This window comes from Halobacterium bonnevillei (assembly GCF_009831555.1).
Lineage (GTDB): Archaea > Halobacteriota > Halobacteria > Halobacteriales > Halobacteriaceae > Halobacterium > Halobacterium bonnevillei.
Map to the genome: position 1 here is coordinate 1 of NZ_WUUU01000071.1, position 14,762 is coordinate 14,762.

Sequence of the window (14,762 nt, forward strand, 5' to 3'; positions counted from 1 at the left end):
CCGAGACGGCCCGACTGTCGGCGTCGTCGACGCCCGCCCGGGCGAGGAGGTCCGAGAACACGAGGACGCCATCCGGCTGGAGGACGTCGGCGATTTCCGCGAAGACGGCCCCGCGGTCCGGGAGGTAGACGAACGCGTCGACGCCGACGCAGGCCGGAAGCGACGCGGACGCGAACGGGAGGCTGGTCGCGTCGCCCACGACGAACGTCGCGTCGACGCCGCGCTTCCTGGCGTTCTCGCGGGCGCGAGCGACGTTGTACGGCACGAGGTCGACGCCGGTCGCCCGGAATCCGAACTGTTCGGCGAGGTGGACCGTCGGCCCGCCGCGTCCGCACCCGACGTCGAGGAGGCGGGCGTCCTGCGTCGTCGAGCAGTACGCGGCGAGTCGCTCGCCGAGCAGCGTGACCAGGCGCCGCTGACTCGCGGCGCCGACGTGGGGCTGGTACCACCTCGAGTACCCCAGATTCAGGAACGCGTCGGTGTCCAACAACCGGTCGAACACGCGCCAGATGTCGGCCCGCGACCCCCGGTAGGAGAACTGGTCGGTGATCCGGTCGCGGAGCTGGTCGTCGCCCATCGCGTCACTCCAGGTCCGAGACCTCAGAGTAGCAGTGCGCGGACTCCTCGCAGTACGCCAGGTCCGCACAGCCGCGCGGCCGCTGGTAGTCGATGTCCTTGTGTTCGCGCAGGTACGTCACGTAGCCGTCGTCGACGCGGTCGAGGACGTCGTGGCAGACCCACTTCTCCCCGAACCACGTCGCACCCAGATTCCGGTACGGACACAGGAAGACCGTCCGTTCGACGTCGTCGACGCGCGGCGTTTCGACGATGCGAACGCCGACGAGGCGGTACGCGATGCGGAGTCGCCGCACCACTGCCGACGGCGTGTTCGCGCCGAGAAAGAGAACGGGCGAAATCAGGTAGCCGAGTCCGTGGAGCAGTCGGCGGAGCATCGGCCGTGTGTTCCCGCCGCAGCGTCAAATAAGTGGACCCGCCGTTCGGTACGTTGCGGAACTGTCGGCTGGTGTAGGGGCGAAGTGAACTGGACTACGATGCCGGCCTGTCAGGTCCGCCCGGCCCGGGGCGCTCACTCGGCGTCGACTGCCTCGACGGTGAACAGCGAGTCGTCCGACAGCACGGCCCGGACGCGCCCGTGCCACGCGTCCGAGAACGCGTCTCGCTGCTCGGCGGTCGCGGAGCCGTCGAGAATCTGCTGCAGCGCGCCCAACGCCGGACCGCCGTCCGGAACCTCGCTCACGTGGTAGGTCACCTGAACCGTTTTCCCCGTGTCGGTCCGCCGGAACCGGAACGTCGGCGCCGGCGTCTCTGGCTCGAACGCGTCGAACTGCAGGAGGTCGCGGCGGTCGCCGATGCCGCCCGCGAGCCCACCGAAGCCGTCCTCCTGGGCGGCGCCCGTGACGTACGAGACGAGCCGCCCCATCACGCCGTAGGTGGCGTCTTCGCGCGGTCCCGCGGCGTGGACTTCGACCTCGCTGCGGACCGGGCGGTCGTCGGGGTACAGCGCGTCGAGCCCCAGTTGGGCGATCCGGAACGCGCCCGAGGCGGTCGGACAGGAGTGTCCAGCCGCTTTGACCACGTCCTCGTAGCTGACGACGAACGGGTCGCCGGAGTCGAGGACGCCCAGTGCTTCCGCGACCGGGTCACGGATTCGAATTGGGTCGGCGTCGTACTCGATGGCCAGGTTCGTCGTCGTGTGGTTCGAGTCTGTCGCTGTCTCGCTGTCTGTCATTGGTGGGGTGTCGCTGTGGCGTTGGCTTTCTTCGTGGGTGGCGTGGTCGTCGCGTTGGCTGTCATTGTGTGTGGCGTGGTCGCATCGGCTGTCATTCGAACCGCAGCAGGCGCATCCCGTTGAGTATCACGGCGAGGACGCTGGCCTCGTGGACGAGCATCCCGAGCGCGAGCGTGACGTAACTGGTGAGCACGCCCGCCAGCAGCAGCGTCACGGTCACCACGGCGAGGCCGACGTTCTCGATGACGTTCCAGCGGGTCGCCTTGCTCAGTTTGACAGCGTACGGAATCCGCTCGAGGTCGTCGGCCATCAGCGCCATGTCCGACGTCTCGATAGCGGTGTCCGTGCCCGCAGCGCCCATCGCGATGCCGACGTCGGCCGTCGCCAGCGAGGGCGCGTCGTTGATGCCGTCGCCCACCATCGCCACGACGTGGCCGTCGTCCTGGAGATCCTCGATGGCCGTCTGCTTGTCCGCCGGGAGGAGTTCGGCGCGGACGTCGTCGATGTCGACCTCGCCGGCTACCGCGGCGGCCGTCCGCTCGTTGTCGCCGGTCAACAGCACCGTCTCGATGCCCGCGTTCTGCAGGTCTTCGATAACGGCCGGCGCCGCCGCCCGGAGTTCGTCGCGCACGGCGATCACGCCGACGACAGTCCCGTCACGCACGACGTGGATGGCAGTGTCGCCGCGGTCCTCGCGGGCGCGGACGGATCCGCGACGGCCTGGGAGACGTCGACGTCGCGTTCCTCCAGCAGCGCGCGGTTCCCGACGAGGAGTTCGTGACCGTCGTAGCGGGCGACGACGCCCTTGCCCGGGACCACGTTGAAGTCCTCGGGGTCCGGAACCGGCGGCTGCTCGGCGCCAGCGGCAGCTGTGTCGGCCTCTCGGGCGGTCGTCGTGCCGCCGTCCGTGGCTGTCGTCGTGCCGCCGTCGGACGCTACAGACGTGGGCTTCCGGGCTGCCTCGACGATGGCGTCGGCGAGGTGGTGTTCGCTCTTCTTCTCGGCGATTGCCGCGAGTTCCAGCGCGTCGTCGGCGGTGGTTCCGAAGCCCTCGACGTCGGCGACGGTGGCTTCCCCCTTCGTGAGCGTGCCCGTCTTGTCGAACGCGACGAGGTCGATCTTTCCGGCGCGTTCGAGGTGCTCGCCGCCCTTCATGAGGACGCCGGAGCGGGCGGCGTTGCCGATTGCGCTCACGATGCTGACCGGCGGCCCGATGACGAGCGCGCCGGGGCAGCCGATGACCAACAGCGTCAGCGAGAGGATCGCGTTCTGGGTGACGGCGTACGCGCCGATGGACAGGGCGATCACGCCCGGCGTGTAGTACTTCGCGAAGCGGTCGATCAGCGATTCCGTGGGGGACTGGGCTTCCTGGGCGTGCTCGACGCGCTCGATGATGCGCTGGAGCGTGGTGTCAGAGCCCGACCCTGTCGTGCGGACCTCGAGGGCGCCGTCCTGATTGACGGTGCCGGCGTAGAGTTCGTCGCCGGGCGCCTTGCGGACGGGCGCGCTCTCGCCGGTGACGGGCGCCTGATTGACGGTGCTCTCGCCCTCGACGACGTCGCCGTCGACGGGAATCTTCTCGCCGGGCTTGACGACGACGACGTCGCCGACGGCCACTTCGTGAGCGGGCACCTCGACGAGTTCGCCGTCGCGGCGGACCGTCGCGGTGTCGGGCGCCAGTTCCAGCAGTTCCTGGAGGGCGTTGCGGGTCTTCCGCATGGTCCGGCCTTCGAGGTAGCTCCCGAAGCTGAACAGGAAGACCACCGCGGCGGCCTCCCAGTAGGCGCCGATGGCGATGGCGCCCACGGCGGCCAGCGTTACAAGCGTCTTGATACCCAGGGTCCGGCTCTTCACCTCGTAGTAGGCGGCCCTGGCGATGTCGTAGCCGCCGACCACGGCCGCGGTGATCAGGACGGCGGCGCTGGCCGTGTTCAGGCTGGTGAAGTAGCCGAGGGTCCACCCGCCGCCGTAGAGGATGCCGCTGGCCGTCGCGACGAGGGCGGTGCGGTGTTTGCGGACGTACTGCTCGATTGTTCGTGTCTCCATCGTGGTTCAGGCGGGTTGGGGCGTGTACCCCTGGTTCTCGATGGTCGTCTCGAAGGTCCCCGGGTCCGCGACGTCGTCGTCGTAGTCGATTTCGACGCGGCCGGTCGAGTAGTGCACCTCGACTGATTCGACGCCGTCGACACCCGAGAGGGCGCGCTCGACGGTGGTCGCGCAGGTGGGGCAGTCGAAGTCCATGACGCGGTACTGTGTCGTTTCGCTCATTACACTCGATCGGAGGGCGGCCACCCCCTAAAGTATTTTTTAGATGATATGTTGGAGTAGATAAACAACTCGTATCGGTGGGCAAACGACCCGTCTAGGGCTTCGGGTGGTTCGCGGCGGGGCACCCCGCAGGGGCCGCTGCGCGTATCCCAGTCCCTGCGAGCGGACGGGCGGGTTTTTCTCCGGGCCAGCCCTTCGTCCAGGTATGAGCACGTCCGACGCGGACCCGGAACTCGAGGACATCGCCATCCGCGACCCCGAGGTCTCGGACGCGATCGACGAACCGATGCGAGCGATGATTCTCGACATCCTCGACGAGGAAGCGCTGACGGCCGCCGAGGTACACGAGCGCCTCGCAGACCGCGGGTTCGACCGCACGGAGAACACCATCCGCCACCACATCAACGAACTGCGGGACGCCGGCCTGGTCGACGTCGTCCGCTTCGAGGAGGGGCGTGGCGGGACCACGAAGTACTACCACGCCAACACCATCGTGCTCTCGTACTCGCTGCCGGATTCTGCAGCACCCGCAGTCGAGGCGATGACGGAGGCGGTCCAGCCGGCAGTCAGGGACGCGCTCGAAACGCTCACGACCGAGTACGGAGACGAAATCGATGACGTCGTCGCGGACATGCAGCCCTGCGAGCACTGCCGCACCCAGAAGTACGAGACGTACGTCCTCCTGACTGTCCTGCGGCGCGCGTTCGTCAGAGCCCACCGGAACCCGTGACGTGCTCGTCGACGAACCAGTGGACGACGTGTCCCTCCGCGCGGTGCAGGACGTCGCTGCAGGTCGCGTTCGCGACGCCGAGGGTTTCCGCGACTTCGCCGAGCGTCGACTCCCGCGGTGACCGGTAGTACCCGGCCTCGACCGCCGCCAGCAGTACCTCCTGCTGGCGGTCGGTCAGCAACTGGTCGGCCTGGCTCGCGCCGATTTCGCGAACGAACTCGATGTCGAAGTCGATCCCGATGTCGTCGAGGTGCGTGCGGAGGCTGGACAGCCGGCTGTTCGACGTCGTCACCTCCCACGTCGCCTCGCCGTCCTGGATGTCGAAGGGCATCTTCAGCGGGACGCCCGCCCGCCAGACCGGGAGCAGCGGGAGGGGGTTCAGCGTCTGTATTTGGAGGAGGGCTTCGTCGTCGTGCTTCCAGAGCAACTCGAGGCTCTGGACGTCGTCGCGGGCCTGGATGTCGGTGATGATGGGCAGTGGGTCGGCGGCCGTGAGGCGGACGAGGCCGATGCCGGAGTCCGCCGCGGGGATGCTCGTGACGACCTGGAACACCAACTCGGGATGGGCCGCGGAGATGTCGCCGATCCAGGTCTGGTCGGGGATGTCGATGGTGAGTTTCGCGTGCGGCATCGCCTGTGAGGTCAGCTAGGGGCAGCCTCTCCATAACGGGTGGTGCGAATATATTCGCACCTCCCCCGAGCGTTCGCGCTGTCGACTAACCAGCCTAGGCTCCAAGCCCTACTCGATGTTGACAGGCACTGTCGTACGGAACGACGTCGCGCCGGGGGACGGCCCACACCTTCGACGGGTGGGACGGCGATGAGGCTGGGTGTGAGTGAGTGGATCGCGGACAACACTCGCGTCGTGCTCGCGGTGATGCTCGTGGCGTCGACCGTCGCCGCCGCCGGCGTCCCGATGGTCGACCAGTCGACGTCACTCGGCCAGTTCCAGACCGACGCCGACGAGGCCGAGGCCCTCGACTACGCCGACGCGAACTTCTCCGGGGGCACCGCTGGCACGACGTCCGCACAGGTCGTCGTGCAGGACGACGACGTCCTGGACCGCGAGACGCTCCTCGCGATACTCGAGTACGAACAGGCGCTGGAAGCCAACGCGACGGTCAACGACACGCTCGTCGAGAGCGACTCGATGCGCAGCGTCGCGAACCTGGTCGCAACGGCGTCCATCCGACGGAACCGGGTCGAGGAGCTCCAGACCCGGGAGGGCGAACTCGCAGCGACGGCGGCGGCGCTCGCGGACAGCGTCGAAACCCTCGCCCGCAATCCGAACGCCGGCGTCGAGTCGGCGTTCGACGACGTCGACGCGAACACGGCCGTGACCCTCACAGACGAGGACTACGCGCACTTCGAGGACGCCGTCGAACAGCGCCGGGCTGACGGCGGAGAAACCGACGGTTCGGAGGGTCAGCGTGGGACGACGGAGAACGTCACGCGGCGCATCCTCGCCGACGAGTACGAGGCCCTCGCCGAGGACAGGAACGACCTGGCAGACCTGGACCCGACGCTGACCGCGCAGGTCGACGAACTCCGGTCGCTGAACGATTCGCAGGTCGAAACGCTCGCTGCGGACGTGCTCGCTGGCAACGAGAAACAGTCCTCGCAGGCGCTCGCGTTCGTGCCCGACTACTACGAACCGGGCTCGACCGAGACCAACGCGACGCTGCTCGTGGTGACCCAGGAGACGCCCGGCGGGTCGTTCGCACCGGGCGACGCGCCCGGGGAAATCGAAGACTCCCAGGCGGCGATGGCGGCGCTCACACCGGACGACGGCGTCACGTCCGTGTTGCTCTACGGTGACGGCATCGTGTCCGCGGAGATCACCGACTCGATGAAAGACAGCGTCCTGCTGGTCGGGCCGCTGGCCGTCGCGTTCGTCCTGCTGGTGCTCGTGATCGTCTACCGGGACCTGCTGGACATCTTGTTGGGGCTGCTCGGCATCGCGCTCGTGCTGGTGTGGACGTTCGGCGCGATGGGGTGGTTCGACATCGCGTTCAGCCAGCCGTTCGTCGTCGTGCTCGTCCTGCTGGTGGGGCTCTCCATCGACTACGGCCTCCACGTCGTGATGCGCTACCGGGAGGCCCGAGAGACCCCGGAAGCGTCGCCCAGTCGCGCGATGGCCGTCGCGCTCGGCAGCGTCGGCGTGGCGCTCGTCTACGTGACGACGACCACGGCCATCGGCTTCCTGTCGAACCTGATCAGCCCGCTGACGGTGTTCCGCGAACTCGGTGTCGTCAGCGCCATCGGCATCGTCGCGACGCTGCTGGTCTTCGGCCTGCTCGTCCCCGCGCTCAAAGTCGAACTGGACGCGGTCCTCGAAGCCCGCGGTGTCGACCGCGTGAAGCCGGCGGTCGGGACGGGCGCGGGCCCAATCAATCGCGTCCTCGGCGTCGGCGCGACGCTCGCGACGAAGGCGCCGTACGTCGTGATTATTGTCGCCGTCGTGGTCAGCAGCGTGGGCGCGTACGGCGCGACTGACATCGACGCCAGCTTCGAGCAGTCCGACTTCCTGGCGGAGGACCCCGACGAGTGGCTGAAGGACTTGCCCGGCCCGGTCGCACCGGGGACGTACACGGCGGAGACGGCAATCGAGACGCTCGACGCCGACTTCGTCAGGCAGGACACCACGGCCACGATACTCGTCAGGGGCGACGTGACCGACTCGGGGACGCTGGCCCGCATCGACTCGGCGCGCGCGAACGCCAGCGACCTGACGGCGACGGAGACGTACGCCGACGGGGAGGCCGCAATCACCGACCCGGTGACCGTGATGGACCGGGTCGCGGCGACCAACGAGTCGTTCAACGAGACGTACGCGAGCGCCGACACGAACGGCGACGGCGTCCCCGACGAGAACGTAACCGCCGTCTACGACGAACTCTACCGGGTCGCGCCCGAGGACGCCGGCGACGTCGTGCACCGCGAGGACGGCCAGTACCGGGCCGCCCGGATGGTCGTGACGCTCGCCGGCGGGGTCGACGACGGCACCGTCCGCGACCAGATGGAGTGGATCGCCGCGGACGTCCACGGCGACGGGGTCTCAGCGATTGCGACGGGCGACGTCATCGTCAACCAGATCACGGCCGACCAGCTCGCCGAGACCGCGTTCCTGAGCCTGGTCGTCGCGCTGCTGTCGGTGCTGGTCGTCCTCGCGGCGGCCTACCGGCTCACCGAGGGGAGCGCGTCGCTGGGGGTCGTCACCATCGTCCCGGTGGCGTTCACGCTGACGTGGGTGCTCGGGACGATGGCGCTGCTGGACATCCCGTTCAACATCGTCACCGGCATGATCACCGGGCTGACAATCGGGCTCGGGGTGGACTACAGCCTCCACGTCAGCGAGCGATTCAACCAGGAGCTCGCCGACGCGGAGACGGTCGCCGACGCGCTCCACGAGACCCTCACCGGCACCGGCGGCGCGCTGCTGTCCAGCGCGGCGACCACCGCCAGCGGGTTCGCCGTGTTGCTCGTCGCGGTGCTCCCGTTCCTGCAGTCGTTCGGGCTCATCACCGCCGTCACCATCGTGTTCGCGTTCCTCGCGAGCGTGTTCGTCCTGCCGAGCCTGCTGGTCGTCTGGGCTCGGGTCGTGGGTCGCGGCGAGTCCGCAGCCACGGAGTCGGGCGACGGACCCGTCGCTGCCGGTGGGGGCCCGATACGGACGATAGACCGGCCGTACGCGCTGCCGGACCAGGCGGTCCCAGTGACCGTTTCGGTCGGCGAGGTCGCCGACAGGACGTGCCTCCGGGAGACGATCCCCGGCGACGTCGTGTCGCTGGCCGTCACGCCTGACCCGGTCGCCGTGAATCGGCGCGACGGCCGCTTGTCGGTGTACTGGGCGGTCGACGAGCGACGGGCCGCTGCGACGGTCGAGTATACGGTCGAGCTACCCGGTGAACTGCGCGATGGCGACGTCTTCGAGTTCCAGGGCGTCGTCGAGGCCGTCGACGGCGGCCGTCCGGTCCGAGGCGACGACGCCGTCACCGTCGTCGCGGACGTCTTCCAGCGCGTCATCGAGCGCGGCGCGGTCACGGACGCGGACATCGCCGCAGCGGTCGAGAGCGAGAGCGTCACCGAGACGGAGGTCCAGCGGCTTCGAGACGCCTGGCTGCGGACGGACTGAGCGAACTCGGTCGCCGCGTTCGGGCGCGCCAGAGTCAGACGTTCGGCGATCCGCGGCCGCGTCCAGTCGTCGTGCGCCGCCGCCAGTAGAGGTACAGGAGCGTGACGACGAGGACGACCTGGACGGCTTTGTCCACGTACCCGATTGCCGTGAACTCGCCGGCCTTCGCGACGTACCACAGCGGGAACTGGACGGCCGTGTAGACGACGCCCGCCAGGTACAGCAGGGGACGGCGGAAGTCGACGAGGAAGAGCCCGATCCCGCCGAAGAACCCGACCCCGGCGAGCAAGACGGGAATCCGGCCCTCGACGAGGCCGGCGTAGACGTGAATCGCGCCGGTGGCGACGACGAGCAGGACGGCCAGCCAGTGAATCGCCGTGCGCGACTCGGACGCGGACGCATCAGATAACTGACTCATACGGGAATGTACGCGCTGAGCCGCGTTAAACCTACGCTCGAACATACTCGCAATTGCGGCTGGATTCGCGCTCGTCGCACCCGAGCCCCGAATCCAGGGCGCGGCTCGGGACTGTGCCGAAACCCCGCCTCGTCCGGGTCCCGGTCGGACCGAGAACGCCTCCGCTACCCCACCACTTATCGGCGAGTCTCGCCCCGTTTACGGTATGAGCTTCGACGCCGACGAGGTCCGGGCGGACTTCCCCATCCTCCAGCGCACGGTCGCCGACGGGGAACCGCTCGTCTACCTCGACAACGCGGCCACGACGCAGACCCCAGAGCGGGTATCAACTGCGGAGAAGTCGTTCTACGACGAGTACAATGCGAACGTCCACCGCGGCATCCACACGCTCAGCCACGAGGCGTCGGTCGCATACGAGGACGCCCACGACCGCCTCGCCGAATTCGTCGGCGCCGAGGGCCGCGAGGAACTGATCTTCACGAAGAACGCCACGGAAGCCGTCAACCTCGTCGCGTACGGCTACGGCGTGCAGCACCTCGACGAAGGCGACGCGGTCGTCACCACGGAGATGGAGCACCACGCGTCGCTGGTGACCTGGCAGCAGATCGCCGAGCAGACCGGCGCGGACGTCCGCTACGTCGAAGTCGACGACGACGGCCGCCTCGACATGGACCACGCTCGCGAGGTCATCGACGACGACGTCGAACTGCTGTCCGTCGTGCACGTCTCGAACGTCCTCGGCACCGTCAACCCCGTGCGGGAACTCGCCGACCTCGCTCACGACCACGACGCGGCCGTGCTCGTGGACGGCGCGCAGTCAGTGCCGACGCGACCCGTGGACGTCGACGACCTGGGCGCGGACTTCCTCGCGTTCTCCGGTCACAAGATGGCGGGCCCGACGGGCATCGGCTGCCTGTACGGCGAGCAGGAACTCCTCGAAGAGATGGAGCCGTTCCTGTTCGGCGGCGAGATGATCCGCCACGTCACGTTCGACGAGTCCACGTGGAACGAACTCCCCTGGAAGTTCGAGGCCGGGACGCCGCCCATCGCGGAGGGCATCGCGCTCGCGGAGGCCGCCGACTACCTCGACGAACTCGGGATGGACGCCGTTCGCGAGCACGAGAACGACCTCGCGCAGTACCTCCTCGCGGAACTCGAGGACCGCGACGACGTGGAGACGTACGGTCCGCCGCCGGGCGTCGAGCGGTCCGGTCTCGTGGCGTTCAACGTCGACGGCGTCCACGGCCACGACCTCTCGGAGCTGCTGGACGACCGGGGCATCGCCGTGCGCGCCGGCGACCACTGTACGCAGCCGCTGCACGACGTCCTCGACATCCCCGGGTCGGTGCGCGCCTCGTTCTACGCCTACACGACCCGCGAGGACGTCGACGCGCTCCTCGACGCCATCGAGGACGCCGCCGGCAAACGGGACGCGATGCTGGCCTCCGAGCGCTACCACGACCGGATTCTCGAACACTTCGAGGACCCCACCGGGGCCGGCGGCCTCCGCGACCCGACGTTCCGCAAGCACTCCGAGGAGACGAGTTGCGGGGACGACGGCGAGTTCCACGTCGACGTCGCCGAGGACGGCACTATCGAGCGCATCGGGTTCGTGAGCCAGTCGTGTGCCGTTTCGAGCGCCGTCGCGAGCATCCTCGCGGAGTACCTCGAGGGGCGGCCGGTGGAGGCGCTCGCGGGCCTGGACGGCGAAATCGAGTCCCTCCTCGAAGGCCAGTACCCGGGGATGCGCGAGGAGTGCGTCCACGGCCCGGAGGACGTGATTCGCGAGGGAGCGACCGAACACCTCCACTCCCTGAAGGCGGGCGTCTCCGACGACTGACTCCGCGGTGCTACCGGCTGGCGCCGTCGCTGGCTGGCGTCACGGGGATGGAAACGCATTTTCGCCGCCGCCTGCTACGCGAGGTATGGACTACGAAGCCGTCTCGGACCTGGGACCGGACCGCCGGCGCGCGCTGTTCGAGCGCACGGCCGGCGTCGACGCGGTCCGGTCGACGGTCCGGGACATCGTCGAGAGCGTGCGCGAGGAGGGCGACGTGGCGCTGCGCCGGTACGCCAGCGAGTTCGACGACGTTGAACTCGGGAACGTCGACGTCACCGACGACGCCGAGCGGGCGTACGAGGAAATCGACGACGACGTGCGTGCGGCAATCGAGGACGCGGCAGAGAACGTCCGCGAGTTCCACGACGCCCAGGTGCCCGAGGACTGGCGCCGCGAGTTCTCCGACGGCCGCGAACTCGGCCGTCGGTTCCGACCGATAGAGCGCGTCGGCGTCTACGTCCCGGGCGGCACTGCGGCCTATCCTTCGTCCGTGCTGATGGGCGTGATTCCAGCGAAGGTCGCGGGCGTCGACCAGGTGGCGGTGGCGACGCCGCCCGCCGAGGAGATGAACCCGGTGACGCTGGCGGCGATGCACGTCGCGGGCGCGGACCGCGTGTACGCCTCCGGCGGCGCGCAGGCCATCGCGGCGCTGGCGTACGGCACTGAGACGGATCGACCGCGCCAGAAGGTCGTCGGCCCCGGGAACAAGTTCGTCGCGGCGGCGAAAGCCGAGGTGCGCGGGGACGTGGACATCGACTTCCTCGCCGGGCCCTCGGAGCTGTTCGTCCTCGCCGACGACACCGCCGACCCCGGGTACGTCGCTGCCGACGTGCTCGCACAAGCCGAACACGACCCCGAGGCCAGCGTCGTCGCCGTCACGGACGACGAGGCGACGGCGGACGCCATCTGCCGCGAGGTCGAGGCCCGGGTCGCCGACCGCGAGCGCGCCGACACCATCGAGGCAGCCCTCGATACCGACGCCAGCGGCGTGTTCGTCGCGCGGTCGATGAGCGAAGCCGTGCTGTTCGCCGAGGAGTACGCCGCCGAACACCTCTCCATCCAGGCGGCCGACGACGAGGAACTGCTGGACCGCATCGACTCCGCGGGGTCGGTGTTCATGGGGCCGTACGCCCCCGTCGCCGCCGGCGACTACGCCACCGGGACGAACCACGTGTTGCCGACGAACGCCCGCGCGAAGGTCGTCGGCGGCCTCTCCGTGGACACGTTCGTGCGCTCCACGACCGTCCAGCGACTCGACGAGGGCGCGCTCGCCGACCTCCGGAACACGATCACGACGCTCGCCGACGCGGAAGGCCTCGAGGCGCACGAAGCCAGCGTGGACGCGCGCTTCGAGGACGACGACTGACGGTCGGGCCGGGATTTTACCGCGCTCGCTCAGTCGTCGTGCTGTTTCCTACCGCAGGACGCTCGGCTGGTCGCTGTCCGCCTCCGGCGTCGTCACGTTGGTACTCGGACGGGCTGGCGGTCCACTGCGGGTCAGCGGAGCTTGTCGACGCCGCCCGCGACGAGCACCGCGGCCCCGGTGAGAAACGTTCCCGGTATCGGCAGGACGAACAGGAGTGCGCCGACCGCTAGCAGGCCGTTTGCTCTGTTCACGTCGGGACGGACGCGCGCCACTCCGATACGAGTGATGGCCGCTCGGGCGTCCCGCCCGACATGTGTGTGAACGACTAACTCGGGCGCCACGCTTATCCCGCCCTAAGACGAACGTGTTCGACATGAGCGCCACCGCCGAGAACGGGGAGGAAGACGTCGTCGTCACTGCGACGGAGTCGGCCGCGGAACAGGCCCGCGAACTCATGGACAGTGAGGGCATGGACCCCGCTGAGGCAGGCCTCCGCCTGTACGTTCAGCAGGGCGGCTGTGCGGGGCTGTCCTACGGGATGCGCTTCGAGCACGAACCAGAGCCCGAGGACCGCATCTTCGACAGCAACGGCATCCGGCTGTTCGTCGACCAGTCCAGCCTGAACTACGTCGGCGGCAGCCAGCTCGCCTACGAGGGCGGGCTCCAGGGAGCGGGGTTCCACGTCCAGAATCCGAACGTCGAAAGCGAGTGTGGGTGCGGCGAGTCGTTCCGCACGTAGCCGCGCCCCACTCGGCGGTCAGTCCTCCAGTTCGAACGCGACTTCGACTTCTACCTGGTACTGTCTGTTCTCCACGCTCGCGATCTCGACGCCCTGTTCGACCACTTCCGCCCACTTGACGTTCTGGAGGGTGTCCTCCGCGCGGTCGACCGCGTCCTCGGCGGCCGCGTCGAAACTGTCCTCGCTGGTCCCGATGAGTCGTATCTTCTTGTATACCATCGCCTGACAGTTCCCCCGCCGACCGCATAAAGGTATCCGCCAGGGAGAGGTGCGAGCGTCGGAGCCGACGGCTGACACGCGCCCGAGGCGGTGGCAACTGGACTACTCGCTCGCCGCGGCGAGGACGTCTCGGATGGCGTCGGAGACGTCCGCGAGGTAGGCCGTCCCCCAGACGCCGACGACGACTGCACCCCCGGCGTTGAACACGAGGTCGAGCATCACGTCGTCGACCCCGTACACAGTCAGGACGCTCGCGCCGACCCTGGAACCGACGACCCAGATGGCGTACTCGAGGATCTCCCAGAGGACGCCCAGCGCCATCACGAACAACACCACGAACACGAACGTGAACTTCGGCGGGAACACGATGCCGTCGTCGTGCTCGTCGAGCGCGCGGACGGTCGCGTACCCCGCGGCGGCGACGACAGTCGACGACAGGAAGTGCGTGAGGTGGTCCCACCAGGTCGGCCAGTTCGGCCCGTACAGGGTTCCAGTGACGCCGGGGACGCCGACGATGCCGAGCGCGTGCAGGAAGACTGCCGTCGTGATCCACAGCGTCAGCCCTGCGTCCATCGGGATGCTGTAGTCGCGCTCCAGGACTGCAGGGAGGTACGTCACTGCGAGCGCGAGGCCCGCGTTCACGATGATGCCGACGCTCGCCCGGAGGACGCCGAGCGCCACGAACCCGACGAGCGCCAGTTGCATCCCCCGGGCTGCCTGGCGCTGGCGGCGCTCCGAGATGCGGAGTCGGTCGCGGAGCTTCATTCGAACACCCCCTCCAGTTCCTCCGGGAGCCGAATGCGTGCGTCGGGGTACCGGCGGAAGTACGCGATGAACACGACGCCGGCGACTACGCCCGCGGCCGTCGCAGCGACGAAGTCCCGGACGAGCCCCTCGACCGCGGCGGCCTCCTCGGCGGCCGTCAGTGGCGGTTCCGCGGGGAGGACGAACGTCGCACCGACGGTGAGGTCCAGCCCCCAGCCGAGCAGCGCGACGAAGCCGGCGGCTGCCATGGTCGCGACGACGACGAACACCACGCCGAACCAGTTCGCGAGCCGGACGCTCGTGAACGTGTCGAGTTCCACGGCGACGACGAGCGCGAGCGCAGCGATCGCAAGGTACGTCGCCACGTTACTCGTCAGGCCGGGGGCCGCGAGCGCGCGTCCGAACAGCGGAAGCGCGGCCAGCGCCAGCACCTCCCAGGGGAGCATCGCGCGTGGATGCCGGAACAACAGCGGCGGGACCACCGCGAGCGCGACGAGCGTCACCGCGAACGACAGCCACACGAAGTCCGCGG

At 68.9% G+C, this 14,762-nt stretch carries 13 protein-coding genes and 2 pseudogenes; 5 read left to right on the forward strand and 10 right to left on the reverse strand.

Annotated features, from left to right (window positions below):
* The 5 genes and pseudogenes from GRX66_RS09965 to GRX66_RS09985 form a co-directional block, all read right to left on the reverse strand.
* Positions 1 to 577: class I SAM-dependent methyltransferase (locus tag GRX66_RS09965; protein WP_159526425.1), on the reverse strand; the 577-nt coding region annotated here is incomplete at its 3' end.
* A gap of 4 nt (positions 578 to 581) precedes the next feature.
* Positions 582 to 944 (reverse strand): annotated as a pseudogene (locus GRX66_RS09970) (hypothetical protein); the annotation flags it as partial.
* Between the two features lie 143 nt (positions 945 to 1,087).
* Entirely contained in the window at positions 1,088 to 1,750 is a 663-nt protein-coding gene (locus GRX66_RS09975) for a hypothetical protein (protein WP_159526427.1), read from the reverse strand.
* 91 nt (positions 1,751 to 1,841) lie between these two features.
* Positions 1,842 to 3,796: pseudogene (locus tag GRX66_RS09980) on the reverse strand (heavy metal translocating P-type ATPase).
* A 6-nt stretch (positions 3,797 to 3,802) separates the two neighbouring features.
* Positions 3,803 to 4,018, reverse strand: a complete 216-nt coding sequence (locus GRX66_RS09985; RefSeq protein ID WP_159526428.1) for a heavy-metal-associated domain-containing protein — start codon at positions 4,016 to 4,018, stop codon at positions 3,803 to 3,805.
* A gap of 205 nt (positions 4,019 to 4,223) precedes the next feature.
* Between GRX66_RS09985 and GRX66_RS09990 the strand changes: the two genes are divergently transcribed.
* A complete protein-coding gene (locus tag GRX66_RS09990) occupies positions 4,224 to 4,748 on the forward strand; it encodes a winged helix-turn-helix domain-containing protein (protein WP_159526429.1) in 525 nt (174 codons plus the stop codon).
* Here GRX66_RS09990 and GRX66_RS09995 read toward each other — a convergent pair.
* Positions 4,726 to 5,379, reverse strand: a complete 654-nt coding sequence (locus GRX66_RS09995; RefSeq protein ID WP_159526430.1) for a helix-turn-helix domain-containing protein — start codon at positions 5,377 to 5,379, stop codon at positions 4,726 to 4,728. The genes GRX66_RS09990 and GRX66_RS09995 overlap by 23 nt on opposite strands.
* Before the next feature lie 201 nt (positions 5,380 to 5,580).
* On the opposite strand from GRX66_RS09995, the gene GRX66_RS10000 reads away from it, so the two are divergent.
* Positions 5,581 to 8,883 (forward strand): MMPL family transporter, encoded by a 3,303-nt coding sequence (locus GRX66_RS10000; protein WP_325064050.1) that lies wholly within the window; start codon positions 5,581 to 5,583, stop codon positions 8,881 to 8,883.
* 34 nt (positions 8,884 to 8,917) lie between these two features.
* Here GRX66_RS10000 and GRX66_RS10005 read toward each other — a convergent pair whose 3' ends face one another.
* A complete protein-coding gene (locus GRX66_RS10005) occupies positions 8,918 to 9,301 on the reverse strand; it encodes a DUF7475 family protein (RefSeq protein WP_159526432.1) in 384 nt (127 codons plus the stop codon).
* A gap of 205 nt (positions 9,302 to 9,506) precedes the next feature.
* Here GRX66_RS10005 and GRX66_RS10010 point away from each other — a divergent pair, with 205 nt between their 5' ends.
* The 3 genes from GRX66_RS10010 to GRX66_RS10020 all read left to right on the forward strand — a co-directional run bounded on the left by GRX66_RS10010 (position 9,507) and on the right by GRX66_RS10020 (position 13,246).
* The gene (locus tag GRX66_RS10010) at positions 9,507 to 11,141 is read left to right on the forward strand and encodes a SufS family cysteine desulfurase (RefSeq protein ID WP_159526433.1); all 1,635 of its coding nucleotides are present in this window, start codon (positions 9,507 to 9,509) and stop codon (positions 11,139 to 11,141) included.
* Between the two features lie 85 nt (positions 11,142 to 11,226).
* Entirely contained in the window at positions 11,227 to 12,507 is a 1,281-nt protein-coding gene (gene hisD / locus GRX66_RS10015; RefSeq protein ID WP_159526434.1) for a histidinol dehydrogenase, read from the forward strand.
* A 373-nt stretch (positions 12,508 to 12,880) separates the two neighbouring features.
* Positions 12,881 to 13,246 carry a HesB/IscA family protein gene (locus GRX66_RS10020; protein WP_159526435.1) on the forward strand — a complete coding sequence of 122 codons (366 nt, stop codon included), beginning with the start codon at positions 12,881 to 12,883 and terminating at the stop codon, positions 13,244 to 13,246.
* An 18-nt stretch (positions 13,247 to 13,264) separates the two neighbouring features.
* Here GRX66_RS10020 and GRX66_RS10025 read toward each other — a convergent pair whose 3' ends face one another.
* The 3 genes from GRX66_RS10025 to GRX66_RS10035 form a co-directional block, all read right to left on the reverse strand.
* Positions 13,265 to 13,465 carry a dodecin gene (locus GRX66_RS10025; protein ID WP_159526436.1) on the reverse strand — a complete coding sequence of 67 codons (201 nt, stop codon included), beginning with the start codon at positions 13,463 to 13,465 and terminating at the stop codon, positions 13,265 to 13,267.
* A 102-nt stretch (positions 13,466 to 13,567) separates the two neighbouring features.
* On the reverse strand, positions 13,568 to 14,230 hold the full coding sequence (locus GRX66_RS10030; RefSeq protein ID WP_159526437.1) for a hypothetical protein: 663 nt from the start codon (positions 14,228 to 14,230) through the stop codon (positions 13,568 to 13,570).
* The coding region (locus GRX66_RS10035) for a hypothetical protein (protein WP_159526438.1) at positions 14,227 to 14,762 on the reverse strand (536 nt) is incomplete at its 5' end. The genes GRX66_RS10030 and GRX66_RS10035, both read right to left, overlap by 4 nt.